Origin of the sequence: Pseudoalteromonas shioyasakiensis, from assembly GCF_024518675.1 — a bacterium.
GTDB lineage: Bacteria > Pseudomonadota > Gammaproteobacteria > Enterobacterales > Alteromonadaceae > Pseudoalteromonas > Pseudoalteromonas shioyasakiensis_B.
In genome coordinates this window covers 191,760-208,324 of record NZ_JANIGL010000005.1, presented here as the reverse complement: position 1 = coordinate 208,324, position 16,565 = coordinate 191,760, and the positions used below count along the sequence as shown (strand labels likewise).

18 protein-coding genes and 1 riboswitch are annotated in these 16,565 nt (G+C 41.2%); of the genes, 7 read left to right on the top strand and 11 right to left on the bottom strand.

The features are described from left to right. Positions 1-6: 6 nt before the first annotated feature. Positions 7-696, bottom strand: coding sequence for a spermidine synthase (locus NQT69_RS14925; protein WP_256828487.1), 690 nt, complete (start codon positions 694-696; stop codon positions 7-9). A gap of 193 nt (positions 697-889) precedes the next feature. Here NQT69_RS14925 and NQT69_RS14920 point away from each other — a divergent pair, with 193 nt between their 5' ends. After that, complete coding sequence (locus NQT69_RS14920; RefSeq protein ID WP_256828486.1) at positions 890-1,783, top strand: bifunctional GNAT family N-acetyltransferase/hotdog fold thioesterase; 894 nt, start codon at positions 890-892, stop codon at positions 1,781-1,783. 55 nt (positions 1,784-1,838) lie between these two features. Here NQT69_RS14920 and NQT69_RS14915 read toward each other — a convergent pair whose 3' ends face one another. From NQT69_RS14915 to dapA, 5 genes are all read right to left on the bottom strand, one after another. Beyond that, positions 1,839-2,879, bottom strand: coding sequence for a phospholipase A (locus NQT69_RS14915; protein ID WP_256828485.1), 1,041 nt, complete (start codon positions 2,877-2,879; stop codon positions 1,839-1,841). Positions 2,880-3,099: 220 nt separating this feature from the next. Beyond that, positions 3,100-4,218, bottom strand: a complete 1,119-nt coding sequence (locus NQT69_RS14910) for a succinylglutamate desuccinylase/aspartoacylase family protein (protein ID WP_256828484.1) — start codon at positions 4,216-4,218, stop codon at positions 3,100-3,102. A 5-nt stretch (positions 4,219-4,223) separates the two neighbouring features. Beyond that, a complete protein-coding gene (locus NQT69_RS14905) occupies positions 4,224-5,429 on the bottom strand; it encodes a PLP-dependent decarboxylase (RefSeq protein WP_256828483.1) in 1,206 nt (401 codons plus the stop codon). Further along, positions 5,429-6,169, bottom strand: coding sequence for a 2,3,4,5-tetrahydropyridine-2,6-dicarboxylate N-succinyltransferase (locus NQT69_RS14900; RefSeq protein WP_256828482.1), 741 nt, complete (start codon positions 6,167-6,169; stop codon positions 5,429-5,431). The genes NQT69_RS14905 and NQT69_RS14900 overlap by 1 nt, the downstream gene beginning before the upstream one ends. Positions 6,170-6,184: 15 nt before the next feature. After that, a complete protein-coding gene (gene dapA, locus NQT69_RS14895; RefSeq protein ID WP_256828481.1) occupies positions 6,185-7,069 on the bottom strand; it encodes a 4-hydroxy-tetrahydrodipicolinate synthase in 885 nt (294 codons plus the stop codon). A gap of 131 nt (positions 7,070-7,200) precedes the next feature. Further along, positions 7,201-7,394, bottom strand: a riboswitch (Lysine riboswitch). A gap of 171 nt (positions 7,395-7,565) precedes the next feature. On the opposite strand from dapA, the gene NQT69_RS14890 reads away from it, so the two are divergent. The 5 genes from NQT69_RS14890 (at position 7,566) to NQT69_RS14870 (ending at position 13,288) form a co-directional block, all read left to right on the top strand. Continuing rightward, positions 7,566-8,270, top strand: coding sequence for a DNA-3-methyladenine glycosylase I (locus NQT69_RS14890; RefSeq protein WP_256828480.1), 705 nt, complete (start codon positions 7,566-7,568; stop codon positions 8,268-8,270). Between the two features lie 17 nt (positions 8,271-8,287). Next, positions 8,288-9,697 carry a protein adenylyltransferase SelO gene (locus tag NQT69_RS14885; RefSeq protein WP_256828479.1) on the top strand — a complete coding sequence of 470 codons (1,410 nt, stop codon included), beginning with the start codon at positions 8,288-8,290 and terminating at the stop codon, positions 9,695-9,697. A gap of 363 nt (positions 9,698-10,060) precedes the next feature. Then, a complete protein-coding gene (locus NQT69_RS14880) occupies positions 10,061-11,104 on the top strand; it encodes an OmpA family protein (protein ID WP_256828478.1) in 1,044 nt (347 codons plus the stop codon). A 309-nt stretch (positions 11,105-11,413) separates the two neighbouring features. Beyond that, positions 11,414-12,046, top strand: a complete 633-nt coding sequence (locus tag NQT69_RS14875) for a 2OG-Fe dioxygenase family protein (protein ID WP_256828477.1) — start codon at positions 11,414-11,416, stop codon at positions 12,044-12,046. A gap of 9 nt (positions 12,047-12,055) precedes the next feature. Beyond that, on the top strand, positions 12,056-13,288 hold the full coding sequence (locus tag NQT69_RS14870; protein WP_256828476.1) for a cysteine desulfurase-like protein: 1,233 nt from the start codon (positions 12,056-12,058) through the stop codon (positions 13,286-13,288). A gap of 141 nt (positions 13,289-13,429) precedes the next feature. Here NQT69_RS14870 and NQT69_RS14865 read toward each other — a convergent pair whose 3' ends face one another. Further along, the gene (locus NQT69_RS14865; protein WP_256828475.1) at positions 13,430-14,134 is read right to left on the bottom strand and encodes a 2OG-Fe(II) oxygenase; all 705 of its coding nucleotides are present in this window, start codon (positions 14,132-14,134) and stop codon (positions 13,430-13,432) included. Between the two features lie 23 nt (positions 14,135-14,157). Here NQT69_RS14865 and NQT69_RS14860 point away from each other — a divergent pair, with 23 nt between their 5' ends. Further along, positions 14,158-14,559, top strand: coding sequence for an acyl-CoA thioesterase (locus tag NQT69_RS14860; protein ID WP_256828474.1), 402 nt, complete (start codon positions 14,158-14,160; stop codon positions 14,557-14,559). An 88-nt stretch (positions 14,560-14,647) separates the two neighbouring features. Here the strand turns inward: NQT69_RS14860 and NQT69_RS14855 are convergent, their stop codons facing one another. The 4 genes from NQT69_RS14855 to NQT69_RS14840 are packed head-to-tail and all read right to left on the bottom strand — an operon-like array spanning position 14,648 to position 16,352. Beyond that, a complete protein-coding gene (locus tag NQT69_RS14855) occupies positions 14,648-14,896 on the bottom strand; it encodes a YdcH family protein (protein WP_256828473.1) in 249 nt (82 codons plus the stop codon). Positions 14,897-14,943: 47 nt separating this feature from the next. Then, positions 14,944-15,135 (bottom strand): hypothetical protein, encoded by a 192-nt coding sequence (locus NQT69_RS14850; RefSeq protein ID WP_256828472.1) that lies wholly within the window; start codon positions 15,133-15,135, stop codon positions 14,944-14,946. Then, positions 15,132-16,031, bottom strand: coding sequence for a TraB/GumN family protein (locus tag NQT69_RS14845; protein WP_256828471.1), 900 nt, complete (start codon positions 16,029-16,031; stop codon positions 15,132-15,134). Before NQT69_RS14845 ends, NQT69_RS14850 begins: the two co-directional genes overlap by 4 nt. Positions 16,032-16,067: 36 nt before the next feature. Further along, positions 16,068-16,352 (bottom strand): hypothetical protein, encoded by a 285-nt coding sequence (locus NQT69_RS14840; RefSeq protein ID WP_256828470.1) that lies wholly within the window; start codon positions 16,350-16,352, stop codon positions 16,068-16,070. Positions 16,353-16,565: the final 213 nt, after the last annotated feature.

Here is a 16,565-nt window from a genome sequence, read left to right as displayed (position 1 = left end):
ACTAAATTACTTTTTTATCATGACAATATGATTGGTGTATCCCGGTATTTTTTCAATACTGGGAATTTTACCAAAGGTTGTGATCAGTAAATGCTCCAATTGCTTAAGTTGGGACTCATGGGCTGATAAAAAGTTAATAAATAAATAGCCATCGGCTGACAGTGCATTACGTACTTTTTGATAAAAAAAATGCTTATATAAAAAGCCAGGTGCATCGAGTTGGCTAAATAGGTCTAGGATAATCCAATCATATTCTTGGCCTTGATCTAATACTTCCTGTGCGTCAAAACAGCGTAAATTAGTGGCATGGTCGCCGCCAAAAAAACGCTTATAACAATGGATGATACTGGGGTTTTTCTCCACAGACATAAGTTGGCTATCAGGGTAAACATGTTGCAGGTAGTTACGAATAGCCCCTGCACCTAGGCCAAGCTCAAGCACTGTTTTAGGCGCAGGTAAAGGCTGCCACAAACAGGCTAAGTGCTGTAAATGTGGGAACAATAGATGGCTCGGGCGGCTTTTTTCAACCACGGATTGCAATGTTTCATTGATCAACAACCAGCGAAATTGCTTATGCTGACGTACTTGAATGCAATCAGAGCCATGTTTATGCCAATATATGAGTTGTCCGATGCGATGGCAATCTTCAATAAAGCTATGCTTTACGGCGCCGGAACCTGCGATTAAATTTTCCATACTGGTAGCTTAGACGAGTCAACATAAAGCGCCAGTTTGTAGCGTAACTTTTTCTAGTTAAAACAGAGGCTCACCAAAGTCGTATTCCAAGTTTTAAAGAGATAGCGTATGGTGGCTTGTAATAGTAAATAGCCATATACTTTAATTATCCCGTTAGCTTTGTTTATATGGCATTAGTACGATAGGAGATTTTATGTTTCAGGTAACTACCCCGCAAAGTAGCGAAGATTGGCAAGCGTATTATCAATTACGCTGGCAAGTATTACGTGCGCCTTGGGATCAGCCTCGGGGCTCGGAGCAAGATGATTTAGAGCAAGATGCCGAGCATAGGTTTATTAAAAATAAAGCGGGTGAAGTACTGGGTGTAGCTCGGTTGCATTTTAATAATCAGCAGCAAGCGCAAGTTCGCTATATGGCGGTTGCAGAGGGAAATCGCAATCAGCATATTGGCAGCCGTTTATTACATGAGCTTGAAAAAATAGCATGGACGCAAGATGCTGATGAACTTGTATTATTTGCTCGTGAACGCGCACTTGAGTTTTATAAACGTCATGGCTATGAGCTAAAAGAAAAAGCACATCTGGCTTACGATGACGTACAGCATTTTAAAATGATCAAGCAAAAGCCTTCTGAGCCTGGTTGGTTCCGTCATCCAGATTGGACGCAGGTGCTACAAAACACATGGCGAGAGTCGATCCCTATTAGCGATGCCATGGGCATTAAAGTTGAAAGTTACACAGATTGGCAGTTTACTACTCGAGCGGATCTAAATGCTAATTTGAACCTGCATGACACCATGTTTGCCGGTTCTATTTATAGCTTAGCCACCTTGACGGGCTGGGGGGCCACTTATTTGGCACTCAAAGAAGCGGGTCTGGAAGGGAATATTGTACTTGCTGATGCGAATATAAAATATTTAAAGCCGCTCAACAGTGATCCTCGCGGTAGTGTTAATTTAGCTGGCTGTAGAGGAAAACTTGCAGAACTTGAAACAACAGGTAAAGCTAGGTATCTAGTGCCGGTCGAAATTTACGATGGTGAGGTACTTGTTGCCGAGTTTGAAGGTTCGTTTATTGTTAAAAAGTAATCGTGCAGTTAGGTTAAAGTGGATAAAAGCCAAGCTAGGCTTTTATCCTTGGTTATTACAATAAATCAGTTAATAAAATACCTACACCAATACGCTCAATATCTGCGTTGTAATCAATTAAGCTTTCGCCATAACCATTAAAGTATTGTGCATACCCACGCAAGCGCCCCCACAGCGGGAAAGACCAATCTAGCTGAATTGCACCACGGTTATCAGAGTTGAGGTTATTACGCGTCATGAAGCTAAATTCATGGTCTTCGTAGCGATAAGCACCACTAAACTCAAAGTAACCCATGTATTTATAAATGTCAGGGTTATCATCACCTTTGGCTTCCATAGGATCTTCTTTTTTATCCTCAGGAATGCGGTACCAAGGTTTAAAGCTAAATACAAAGCCTTCATTCTCCCAAATAAAGTCGGCGTAAATACGGTTCCATGAACGGGAGTTAGGCTGGCTTCGCCCATTTGATTGATGTACAAAGCCCAGTGCAATTGCCATTTCATCACCCCAAAGAACATTTTCAGGATCTAAATAATTAACCCAAAAAATTTCTGGTTCGTAATTAGTTTCACGAAATGGAGAAGAGATGTCGTTATTATAAAATTGCCAAAAAGATTGTAAGGTAAAGCCAAAAAATACGGCTTGATCTTCATCGGCAAAATTATCGTAAAGTGGCACTTTAATTGAAAGTTGATATTTCACTTCAAGGTTATCTAATGGCTCGCCATCAGGTTCATCTGAAAGTTCATTTAAGCCACTAAAAGGGCGTACATTTGGGTTTGATACATAGGAAAGTGGTAAAATGTAATTGCGTTTATGCGGGGTGATCACATTACGGTTCTTTTGGCTAACTTCCTCGCGGGCTTTGCGTTTATCCAGCGCTGTAATTTGTTTACTTTCATCAAGCGCAGAACACTTTTCACGAAGTTGGGCCAGCGTTTGTTCACCATCTCCAGCAATGGCTTCATTTAAAATACATTGCTTAACTAGTTCAATATCGCTGTTTTGTTCGTTAGTTTTTTCGCCTTCAGCTTGCTGTGCTGCGACACTTGCTGATAACAAGGTTGTTAGTAAGATTCCGTTGCGCCAAGTCATTATTATTCCTTTGAGAAATATGTATATTAAAAAGTGTACAGGGTTTTATAGCTTAGTGACTGTGAACTTTTACTTAACTATTTTATAGAGTTATTCTAATGTTACGACAGATTGAATAATTTTGATCATAAAATTAGAGAAAAAGCGGCCTTAGCCGCTTTTTCAATGCAATATTAGCACTCTGGGCTTATATTGCTCTCACGCAATGAGAAGGGGGAGCTTACAGCTCAAATACGTTGGTGAAGAATTTATACAGTTCGGTGCCTTGGTTTACACTTGCTGAGGCAAAGTGCAAAATGGCAATCGCATCGCAATCAAGTGTTAGTGTTTGCAAAGGTTGCTCACTAAGGTAACGCTCCATTCGTAATACTTTAGCAATCGGTTCGCCTGCTTTAATATGCCCACCTAGTGGAGCTATATATTCAACCATACCGCCCATAGGCGCGTAATAAGCCATGTAATCATTTAAATTACAGCCGTAGCGTTTCATTACTTTTGGCTGATGAGGCGCATCAACAAAAACTTGCTTGTGATTTAAGTAACTTAAAATACTGTTGGCGTCATCAAGTGCCGCGCTTAAATCGATTTTTTCTTGGCTACCTAATTCAACAGTAAACGCTTCAACTTGTACGTTAAACTCACGGCCTTGCTTTGCTAGCTGTTCAGTTAGTTGCCACCATGGGCAAAAGCTGGCTTCATCCATTGCACCGTCAAAGTCATTAGGAATAAGCAGCACATGCGGAATATTGAAATAACTGGCGCTTTGTTTGGCGTAGTCAGGGCAATATAAATGCTGGCTAGAAATAGGGCCTGTGTGTAAGTCGAGTACAATATCAGCTTGGTGTGCGAGCTTTTGTAAATTAAGCGCAATACGTTTGCCTGTAGTTAAACGATAATCTGGTCCGGCTAACTGTTGTTCTACTTCATTTATCAGTGCGGATTTAAATGCTGCTTTTAGAGTTTGCTCATCGGCATCGCTGTATTGCTGTGCAAATTGAGTCGCTAATTGGCTATTACAGTGGTACATGCGATTCCAGTTGGTGCCAGTAATGGGATCAAAGCGGCCAAGAGTGAACTCTCCTGACTTTTGATTACAGCCAATTGGGTTCGCATAGGGCACTAAAGTGATATCGCCTTTTAAGTTAAGTTGCTTTAGTTGCTCAAGCAATTGATAAATTACTGCGTTGCCTTGCACTTCAGCGCCATGCATATTTGCTTGTATATAAACGCTTGGTCCGCTGCCATCGCCTTTTAAACGATACACAGGAATTGTTAGCGGTAAACCGTTGGCAACTTCGCCAACGACTATATTCTCTTGGCTGATTGGTGTTGTACTCATCTCAATTACCTTAGATAGTAGCTGGCATCTTCAGCTTGGCGAACACATTGTAATTCGCTACGGTGCAAAACATATTCAGCGGCAAGTTCGTGGCATAAAAAGTAGGGCATGCTTTCGGTAAAACCATAAGCTCCGCATTGACTAAATGCGAGCCAGTCATCTTCATTTAAATCATTGGGAAGTTGATGCTCACCTAAACAATCTAGTGCGGTGCATAATGGCCCATATAAGCTCATTGCTTGGTTTGGTGCTGTTGAGTCTCGTAGTAATCGAGCTGGGAAATCTTGGCTGGTGACTGCTGGGCGTAACAAATGATTAATGCCGCCACTAAGAATCACTTGTTGCTGAGCGTAGTTTAATTTGCGCTCGACAACAGGGGTTGCATAATGACCACATTCGCCGACAGCATAACGGCCAAGCTCCATCCATAACTCTTCAACGCCAGCATCGCGTTTAATTTTCGCAAGTGCATCGATCAACGCATCCCAACTTAGAGTTGGTGCATCAAGCGTGTAAGGAATACCTAAACCACCGCCTAAATCGAGCACTTTTAAATGAATACCTAAGTCGCTTGCTAGCTGTTGTAGTGGCGCGACCATTTGTGACCAAAGCTGGGCGAGTTTATTGCTACTAAGCATATTTCCCCATTGAAAAATATGCAGGCCGTTAAAGTTAAGTGCAGGATAGTCACTCGTGTTGAGTGCTTGCCATTCATCGCAGCCTAAGCCAAATGGCGTAAGGCTATCGCCCCCTAGCGGGTTTTTTTCACCTTCAGGCCAGCGCAATTGCACACGTAGTAAAACTTGTAGTTGGCACTGTTTTGCAATTGCTTGCTCATTTAGCCAACGCACTTGATTGAGACTTTCAGCGACAAATATACGTACGCCTCGATCAATAAAGTGTTTAATTTGTTTTGGGCTTTTAGCGGGCCCGGTATTGAGCACGCGCTCGCTGTTAATACCTTGAGCAAGTACTTGCTCAAGTTCGCCTTTACTTGCTACATCAAAATTAAAGCCTGCGTTATCTAAGCTTTGTATAACTTTAGATAGTGGGTTGGCTTTAACCGCATACCAAAGCTTTACTTCTGTTTGCGCCACTAAACGCGCAAGGTGCGCATCTAGCGAGTCAAGGTCGTAGACAAAAAATGGGGTATCGAGTTTAGTCGACAGCTCATCAATGGCGGTTTTAACTGGCGTGCTCAAAAAGGTCATTAACGTAAAACCTCTTCTAGTAGTAATGACGCATCACTTTGTTCATCACGGTATTTTACGATTAATGCACATGACATGCTTAGACCTTGCTCGCGTGCCCAGTCATTCGAAGCAGGTCGAGAACCTGGGATCACAATAGCATATTCAGGAATAGGCTCGCCTTTATCTAGTTGACGCTCGTTAACGCAGTCATAAACAGGAATAGTTGCTGACAAACGTACGCCTGGCGCAAGTACCGCACCCTTTTTAACTACAACCCCTTCAACGATTACACAACCTGCGCCAATGAAAGCATCGTCTTCAACGACTACAGGGCTTGCGCCAATTGGTTCAAGTACACCGCCGAGTTGCACAGCAGCACTTAAATGTACGTTTTTACCAACTTGTGCACACGAGCCAACTAGAGCGTGGCTATCAACCATAGTGCCTTCATCGATAAATGCACCAATGTTTACATATGCTGGTGGCATGATGATCGTGCCTTTAGCAACGTGAGCGCCACGGCGAACACTTGAGCCTCCCGGTACCATACGCACGGCATTTTCGGCAGTAAACTCTTGCGGTGCTAAGTTGTGTTTATCAACAAAACCACCGGCAAATTCGGTGTTAGTGCCGTTTTTAAACGCCTCTAAGATACCTTGTTTTACTTCAACGTTAGCATGCCATTGGCCGTTTGCGTCTTGTGTTGCAGCGCGTACGGCGCCTGATTCTAAATTATTTAATAGTTCTAACCAGCTCATTATAAAAACCTGTGTTTAATGCCAAGATAAAATGGTGTTATTTGCATTGTTAATGCAATCTGTTTGCGTTAGCTCGAGGTGAGTTAACGGTGGACGCAAATACGGGCTGTTAATTCGGCCTTGCAGATGCATCAAAACTTTTACGGGAATAGGATTGGCTACAGCAAACAAGCTTTGAATTGCTTGCGACCAATCGGCAAATAGATTGGGGTGTTGACCGCTAAGGCTGCGTTTTACAAATTCATGGGTTTGTGTAGGCCAAGCATTGGCGGCAACAGAAACTAAGCCTTTTGCTCCGGCTTGGGCAAAATAAGGCATCAGGGCATCATCGCCACTGAATATCGCTAATTCTGGCGAGGCTTTTCTAAAACCTTCAAATTTAGCAATATCACCGCTGGCTTCTTTAAGCGCCCATAAATTTTTATGATCTTTTAAATTGCTAATAACGGCTGGTGGAATATCTACTGCGCTGCGACCAGGCACGTTATATAACATGCAAGGGTGATTGCTTGCGTTCAGCAGCGTTTCGAACCAGTGGGTTTGGCCAACAACGCCAGGCTTGGCATAAAGTGGTGAGCCCAGTAAATAACCGTGAATAGGGAGTTGATTACAGTATTCAACCCACGCAATTTGTTGGGTTAGGTTCATACCGCCAACGGCAACCATTAATGGCACAGTAGGCTTTAATTGGCATACATGTTCAATAATGGCTTGTTGCTCTTTTAAACTAAGTGCTAAGCCTTCGCCCGTACTACCAAGTAGTAAAATGCCATTATTAGCTGCTTGTTGTTGTGCAACTAGCTGTTCAAGTACTACGTAGTCGACTTCGCCTGAATCAGTAAAAGGCGTGACGAGTGCAGTCCATAACGGATAGTCGTTTAAATTAAAGTTGTTTTTCATCTGCAACGAACTTCTTAGGTGTTCGATGAGTTCAATGGGGAAGTTAAAAGCGCCGCATTTACATCATTCGAACATTAAAATTCGAAGAGCGAATGGACTTAAATAATAAGGCGCATAGGCCTTATTATGCTAAGACCAGAAGCTCTCCACCAAACTTATCAACAGTTTTGCTGTTGTTGGTGACAGTCGCTGGGATTCAACCCAGTCGCCCGAAATAACCCTTCACAAAAAGGATTACTTCTCGGCGTTAATTCCCCTCACGTATGATCACTGGAGTGTGTGCTCCTCACATACGTTACCTGAATAACGCACCTCTTCTAGCCCACAGTGCAAGTTAAAATTATAAACTCGCACTTTAAATAGGGGTAATGGCGGTGATTAAAGCATTTTAGCCGTCTAGGTGTCAAGGTTGTAAACGATCGTTTATGGCTAGTGGTTACGTATAAGGCCATTTTTTCGTACACTAACAAGTAGACAAAGCAAGGGTAGTTAATCGATGGAAAAGTTTCAGGATATTTATCAACGCGCGGCGCAGCGAAAAGGCGGTAAAGTGATGTTAGAACAGTTGCTTTATACACCGTTATCTAAGGCGCAGTTGCAGAAGTTGTCTGATGATGACTGGCTTGAGGAGTTTACCCGCAAGGTTTTTCAAAGTGGTTTTTATTGGTCTGTTATTAACAATAAATGGGCTGGGTTTAGGGAGGTGTTTTGGGGTTTTAGTGTTGAAAAGCTACTGATGATGCCACCGGATATGCTAGAGCAAAAAGCCAGTGACGAACGTATTGTGCGTAATTTTAAAAAAGTGCAAACCATTCCTGAAAATGCTTATATGATTCATGATACAGCTAATGAACACGGCAGCTTTAGTGAGTTTATTGCTAATTGGCCAACAGAGGACATTATTGGTTTATGGGCATACTTAAAAAAACACGGTGCTCGTTTAGGCGGTAACACCGGACCATATGCTTTGCGTGCACTAGGAAAAGATACATTTTTATTATCACGAGATGTAGAAAGTTATTTACGCGGCCATAAAATTATTGACGGTGGTTTGCAAACCAAAAAGTCAATAACAGCGGCGCAGGCATTTTTTAATGAATTACAACAACAAAGTGGCTTAAGTCTGCAAGAGTTAAGCTTAATTGTTGCCTATAGTGTAGGTGATAATCGTGTTGGTATTCAAACAAGTGAACCTCGATAGAGGCATAAGGTAATTTCATGAAATTAGTACCACGCTATACCGAAATTGCAGACCAGTTTGCTATAGCAGATATGCCAAGCCCAGTTAGCCAACCATCTGTATTGTTATTTAATGACGCTTTGGCTGAGCAATTGGATATTAGTGTTGCGCCAGAAAACAGAGCCATGGTATTTGGTGGTAACTACATTGATCCTAAGGTTGGCCCAGTTGCACTTGGCTATTCAGGGCATCAATTTGCTCACTTCTCACCTCGCTTAGGGGATGGTCGCGCGCATTTACTCGGAGCTGTAGCTGATCAAGATGGATTGCTTTGGGATATTCAGCTAAAAGGCTCCGGAGCGACACCGTTTTCACGAGGTGGTGATGGTCGCTGCGCTATTGGTCCTGCGGTGCGTGAGTACATTATGAGTGAAGCTATGCATGCGTTGGGAGTGCCGACAACTCGATGCTTAGCGGTCGTCGCAACTGGGGAGACCGTTTACCGGCAGCCACCACAACCAGGGGCCATAGTGACCCGAGTGGCTTCCAGTCATATACGTGTTGGTTCATTCCAGTATTTAGCAACTCAAGGGGATGTTACAAGTTTAAAAGCATTGGCTGATTTGGCAATTGCAAGACACTATCCACATATTGAAAGTACAGGAAGCGAGCGTTACTTAGCTTTTTTAGCAGAGGTCATTAAGCAGCAAATAACGTTGGTAATTAGCTGGATGCGAGTGGGATTCATCCACGGTGTAATGAATACCGACAATACTTTAATTAGTGGCGAAACCATTGATTATGGCCCGTGTGCGATGATGAATCAGTTCGACTTTGATACTGTGTTTAGTTCTATCGATCGTCAAGGCCGCTACGCTTTTGGCAATCAACCAAATATAGCTAATTGGAATTGCGCACGTTTAGCTGAGAGCTTAATACCGTTAATAAATGAGGATGATGAACAAGCTGTTGCTGTATTGAGCCCTTTAATTAATGGCTTTGCTGAGCAGTTTAATCATGCTTTCACTCAAATGTGGGCACAAAAACTAGGCCTTGATGGGCACCAAGACTCTGATACCGAATTAGTAGCCGAATTACTTGCTTTATTAAGCGACCACAAGCTTGATTATACGAATACCTTTAATGCGTTGACTCAGTCACTCGAAGGTGATGAAGCTATCCCTACTGAGTTAACTCAGTGGTCACAAAAGTGGCAACAAAGAACCTATGCAAGCAGTTATGCAATTATGCGTAAAGCAAACCCTAAGTTGATACCGCGCAATCATATAATAGAAAATATTCTAAAAGATTTTAACCAAAAGGGGCAAAGCGCTATGCTAAGTGAGTATTTACAGGCTTTACGACAGCCATATCAACAAGATGCTAACGAATTGTGGTGTACTGCGCCGCAAGATGAAGAAAATTATCAAACTTTTTGTGGCACTTAATTTCAGAAAAAGCTGATTGTTAGTGGCTTTAGCTAAGTGTAATATTTATTCTGTATGCTAGGGCGAGATCGGACTGAGGGGTCTTGATAAATATTTATGGGCTCTGTTATTTGATATGCTTTTTCTAAAATTATTATGACCGTTTGTTGACTTTCATACTAGAATGTTAACCTAGCTGGTAAATTAACTATAGTATTAGGTAAAGTTCATATTATCATCTATAGTTTCTAATGATCTATAGTTTGAGTTTGTAATGTAATCTGTTGCCTATTAAGTATAGGTTAACTAAATGAAGAGTATTCTGCTTATAAAATGGCTAAGATGACTTGGCTGAATTTTAATTGTAAAAATGGGAAGGAAACAATGAAATTAAAATCACTTACAATGGCGATCGCATTAGCTGCAACTAGTGCGACAACATTCGCTGCAGAGAAAGAAGGCTTCTATATTGGTGCATTTGGTGACTATTATGATGCATCTTGGATTGCTACAGATTATTCTCCACATGTGAGATCAGGTTATGCAACGGGCTTTGGTGCTGAAATAGGTTACAGATTTTCAGATTACTGGAGTGCACGCCTTGAATATGCTGATAATAACGTTGACGTTGAGAGTTTATATACCGGTGACAAATACGATATGGACATGGAAAGATACGGTATAGATATGCTGCATCATTTCTCTGGAGGTCCATTTTATGGTGTCTTAGGTATTAAAGAAATTGATGTGTATGACAGCAATACTTTTGCAAATGTTGGTTTAGGTTACCAGCACTTCTTAACCGAAGGCCTGTCTGTTAATATCGAAACGTCTTATTATAGAGGTCTAGAGTTTAGTGAGTCAGACTTAAACGCTAAGTTTGGTGTAAGCTACTTGTTTGGCCAATCAAATGAGCCGGCTGCACCTGTTGAACCGGCTCCTGTTGTTGTTAATGAGCCAACAGATTCAGACAGCGATGGCGTGAATGATAAAGATGATCAGTGTGCTAATACACCTATGACAGATGCAGTCGATGCGACTGGTTGTACTATGTATGAAGAAAAACCAGTGACAATTAGCCTGCTTGTAAGTTTCGCGCATGATTCAGCTGCAGTTCCTCAACGTTATTTTGACGATATCGCTGAAGTTGCTGCATTTATGAAAGAAAACACAGATGCAACGGTAGTTCTAGAAGGCCATGCTTCAGCAGTCGGTGATGCTGAGTATAACAAGATGCTATCGAAAACACGTGCAGACGATGTTGCTGAAGAATTAATTAAAGATGGTATTTCAGAAGACCGTATTTCAACAGTTGGTTATGGTGAAGAGCGCTTGAAAAATGAAGCGTATACACTAGAAGCTCATGCTGAAAACCGTCGTGTTGAAGCTCAGCTTACATCAACTCAACGTGTAAAAGTTATGCGTTAATATTATTTAGATTTAAAAACCCAGCAAATGCTGGGTTTTTTTATATCTAAAAAAGTAAGTAGTAACTAATGTTTGGTTTTAGAAACAGCACCATAAACTTCTTGAATACCTTTTATAGTTGATAAAGCAACCAGTCCTCATGGCTTTTTTATTTTTAAATTAAAAATTCAATAAATCTCAGTTTTAGATCTTAATTTTAGACATTTCCTTGCCTTTACCTCAATAAAGGCGCAAAAATTCCCCCTTATATGCATTAAAATGCTCCCATCTTTTTATGAGTTAGTCTCTTATTTTTTAGGTGAGATTTTTATGACAGTATTAAACAACCAGAACCTATTACAATTACGTTTTGTAAACCAAGCTCATATTGATGCAGTAAAACCATCGTTTGCTAACCTTCCTGCAAACCCTTATGCCGATGGGGCGTTTCGTAAACGCCGTTATTCAGTCATTAAAGTACAAAATGGTGAATTAAAACTACAGGCAACGAAAGCCTTTGTGCAAGATGATTCAATTAATACTTTTCAGGGGAATGTTGAGCGTACTTACGAAAATCTCGAGCAATCTTTACTGCAAAGCGAAGGCATGAAAAGTATCGTTAACGAGTTTCGTGCGATTACAGGTATAGACGAAGAACGTGATATTGAGATTCATCAATTTAGAATGCTCGCAATTGATAGCGATACACCTCCGGCACCTGAGGGTATTCATCAAGATGGTTTTGATCACGTGTGTATTTGTGGCGTATCTCACGAGAATTTAGAAGGCGGTGAGCTTTTGGTTTATGAAAACAAACAAGCTGAGCCCTGTTTTAAAATGGAAATTAAAGACGGCATGTTTGCACTTATTAATGACCGTGAAGTTTGGCACAACGCTACACCAATGAATAAAATTGATGCAAGTAAAGACGGTTACCTAGACTGCTTTGTATTGACGGCTTAAGGAATTGCAATGAATTTAACTAAACTTCGTCGTCAATTTCCGGCACTAATGCAACAAGTTGCGGGTAAGTCACCGATATTTTTGGATGGCCCGGGTGGTTCGCAAGTGCCACAATCAGTACTTAGTGCGATGTCAGCCTATTTAGGTTATTACAATTCAAACTTGGGCGGGGCGTTTTTCTCAAGCGATAAAACCGTTGAGCTGGTGGCAAATGCACGCCAAGCGGCGGCTGATTTACTCAATGCCCCGTCGCGCGATCAAATTGTATTTGGTGCGAACATGACCAGCCTTACGTTTAGCTTTAGTCGTGCGATTTCGCGTGACTGGCAAGCGGGAGATGAAATCATTGTGACCAATGCGGATCACTTCTCAAATGTATCGTCATGGCAGCAAGCCGCCGAAGATAAAGGCGTTAAAGTCAATGCTGCACGTATCAATGAAGCTGATTGCAGCTTAGATTTAGCGCATTTTGCCAGCTTATTGAAAAGCAATACTAAGCTTGTAGCAGTGACCTATGCATCAAACACCACAGGCTCAATTAACGATATTAAGCGTATTGTGGCGATGGCTCACGAAGTGGGAGCACTCGTTTATGTTGACGCAGTTCATTATGCACCCCATGAGCTGGTGGATGTACAAGCACTTGATTGCGACTTTTTAGCCTGCTCTGCGTATAAGTTTTTTGGCCCGCACCTAGGCATGATTTACGGTAAGCGTGAGCACCTAGAAGGGTTTACACCCTACAAAGTTGAACCTGCGAAAGATGTGATCCCCGGTCGCTGGGAAACCGGCACGCAAAGCTTTGAAGCATTAGCAGGTCTAATTGCTGCGGTAAATTATATTGCTGAGATTAGTGAGCTTGATGATAGCTACTCGCGCCGTGATAAATTAGCCGCGGCGTTTGTGAAAACGAAGCAGCATGAAATGACCTTAAGTGAGCACTTCCTTACGCGCTTAGTTAACTACCCTAAAATCAAGCTATTTGGTATTGATGATTTAGAACGTTTATCAGAGCGAACACCTACCTTCGCTCTGACATTTGAAGGGCTTGAACCGCGTCAGGTCTCTGAGTTTTTAGGTAAAAAGCATATCTGTGTTTGGGATGGTAACTTTTATGCGCAGGGCTTATGTGAACAGTTAGGAGTGTTAGATAAAGGCGGCGTTGTTCGTATTGGTTGTATGCATTACAACACCATTGAAGAGCTCGATAAGCTGTTTGATTTGTTTGATCAATTATTTTAGAGCTATAAGTCATAAGCTGTAAGTTTTAAGCGGCCCGAGTGCTTTTTAAGTGTTGACATAATAATTTGCAACGCTCAAATTGGCTTACCGCTTACCGCTTACCGCTTACCGCTTACCGCTTACCGCTTACCGCTGACCGCTTTAACTTTTTGGTTGCCCATATATTTGTTCGGCGCGGTTAAACATCACCCAGGAGGTTAAAATATACTTATCATTTGAGATGGGCTTATTGCCACGATGGGTGTGGGTGAAGTAGCCAGGGGCTACGACCATAGTGCCTTTTTTGGGCGATATTTTCCGCTGTTGATAGTAAAACTCGGTTTCACCGCCTTCTTCTACATCGTTTAAATAAAACATAAATAATAGCACGCGGTGCAGGGCTTCGTTATGGCCAGCTTGCGGGTAAACTTCGCTATGCCAATAAGGGTAGCCACCTTTATTGGTTTGATATTTTTGCGCTTGAATATTCCCGAGCCTAAAAATTTGCTGCACTAATAAAGGGAGTTGTGGTTTACCTATTTCATCAAAGTTAGCTTGTGTTAGGTCCGTTGGCACCCCTGTTTTTGGATGATACACTTTTAGCCCAAACGCACCGATCATCATAAAAATATGCTCTTCCAGATACTTAAATATATAGCCAGCGGTGGTTTGTTGAATATGCTTTAGTTGCTCGGCGTATTCTGGGTGGTTATTTAAATAAAGATCATGGCTATCTTTTTTTGCTAAATCGACGCCGCCAGATGTCATGCCTTGTTTTAGATGCGGGCTTTGTTCAAAGAGCGTGATAAAGTTATCGCAAAATTCATTGCTTAGGGCGTTATCGTAAACGCGGATAAAGTCCGTCATGAGCTGCCTTTATTGGATTTATTATGTTTGTAGAAAAAATTACACCGCGCTTTAGCGAAACCGATGTACTAGGACACATTAACAATACCGTACTCCCAGTATGGTTTGAAGCCGCGCGAGCGCCTATTTTTAGATTTTTTACCCCAGACTTGAACCCACATGATTGGAAATTGATTATCGCCAAGGTTGAAGTGAGCTTTGTTGGTGAGCTTTTTTATGGCCATGATGTTGAAGTGAAAACTATCGTGGAGCATATTGGTTCTAGTTCATTTGTTATCTGCCAAGAGGCTTATCAGCAAGGTAAGCTTTGTGCGATTGGTAAAACAGTTTTAGTACGTTATGACTTTAAAGCTAAAACCAAGAAAGTGCTATCTAATGAAGAGAAGTCTGCGCTTAGTGGGCATCTAGTCGCTGATCAAAAGTAGTAATTATAAGCTTTATTTTGATATTCAAAAAAGTAACGGTACTCGGTGGATGGGGGCTGTAGAGCCCACATTGGTGGGCTCAAAGCGGTTAAGAGGAATGAGCGCTCATTAACGTGTGATGCAGCCAATCTTTTAATTCGGCCCGTTCAATTTTCATTTTTTGCATTGATTGGTCATCAATTGGAGCGTCTTGAAGTTCTAATACACGCACCTCTTTATCAATTGCATCATATTGTTCTGCCTTTGCTGAAAATTCAGCACTTTCGCTGTTTAGCGTGGCAATCGTATTCAGGTATTCAGGAAACTCTTTAGTTAATGAATGGTCTTCGCCTAACATAGGTTGCTCCTTTAGGTTGAATGCAGGTAATGTAGAGAGTATTAACCCTACATAATAGAGCTTGGGCTGTTTGATAATAAATCAACAGTGAGCGACTTTTTTCTCTCATCATAGAGCTTAATATCTGCTTGTGTTTGTTTAATTACAGGTGCAGCATCGCTTGGCATGACTACACTGGCCAACATTATGCAGGCAAATGTACATAACAGGCTAATGGCTTGCTTATCAGTTTTGTTCATAGTACTTCATCCTGTTGACTAATTTGCGTCACGCTGTAACCTTGCTCGTTGAGTAGAGTTAATAGGTTATACTCACCAACTAAGTGGCCTGCGCCTACCAGTACGAGCTCTTTTTGTTGATTACCAAATAATGCTTCTATTTTTGGTAGCCAATTATAGTTGCGCTGCTTTAGTAATTTATTAAATGTATCCGGATCGTTTTTTTGTAGTGGTTTTACTACGAGCTCATTTAATTGTTTGGTATTGCCGCTGCGCCATGCTGCGGTCATTGAAGTAAATAGCTCTGCATAATTGCTCAACTGAGCTAAATTGTTTTCGATAAATTGGCTTTCACTATTCTCGCCCATTTGTTTAAATAATTGTAGCTGATAGTCTAGAGTTTCTAGGTAACTCAATGTCTTGCCATCAGTGTTTGCCCGTTTCACAAAATGGGCGTCCACGCCCTCACCAATTAGATGCTGTTTTTGTAGCTCCATTGACATCAAAATAACACTAACCATAAAAGGTCTAAAGTGATTGAGTTCATTAATATTTGCGCCAAACTCAGCGAGTTTAGTCTCTAGTTTTTGCTCTATTTCAGGAGTTAGTTTATTCGCTAGCAGTTCGCCGTCTTTATAAGATAGGGTTGTTAGTATGTTCATTTGTGCTTGCGTATCACTTGGGTCTGGCATAGGAGCTTCAAGTAATACCGTATCTGCATGGTTATAAGCGTATTCAAATTCCTTTGGTAGGGGGATTTGCTCTTTTGGTAAAATATGCAAAGTGCCACCAATATAAATACTGTCATCACCCTTACTTACTTGCCACACCGATGTTTGGGCTACCGCACTTAGGCTTAATAAAGAGCAACCAATTATTAAGCATTTAGTGAGACGGTTTTTACGTAAATCAATCATAACTTTCCTCATTCCTTTGTCGCTTTTGTGTTTGTATTAAAGTAACTTCGCAATTTGTGCGGAAATTTGCTGATTAATTTTCTTGATTGAGCTCTCTATTTGCTCATTAATTGTTACATTCACTTGGTTGAGCTGGTTTTGCACTGTGTCTGATAAATCATCACTAAAGCTGGTTTTAACTTCTATTGTTTGGGTTGTGGCTGATGTGAGTTTTGTTTGGCTGGTATCCTGTTCACTTGCCATACTACTTGCACTAAATAATGCTGAAATTAATACACCGATTACAATTGATTTATTTGCAGTTTTAAAAGTATTTTTCATGATTGTATCCTTCATTTTTTATTGCTTGCCGTCTAATCTATAACAGCGTCTATAAGTGTCTATGCATTACGCTGTGTTGCAGCGATGAGTGAATATTAGAGTTGATAGCACTGAAAGTCGCTTATCTAGATATGAGCAATTAACTTATAAGGTTTTAATTTATTATTTTAAATAAAATCAATGGCTTGACTTTAAATCTTATGAGGGTTATAA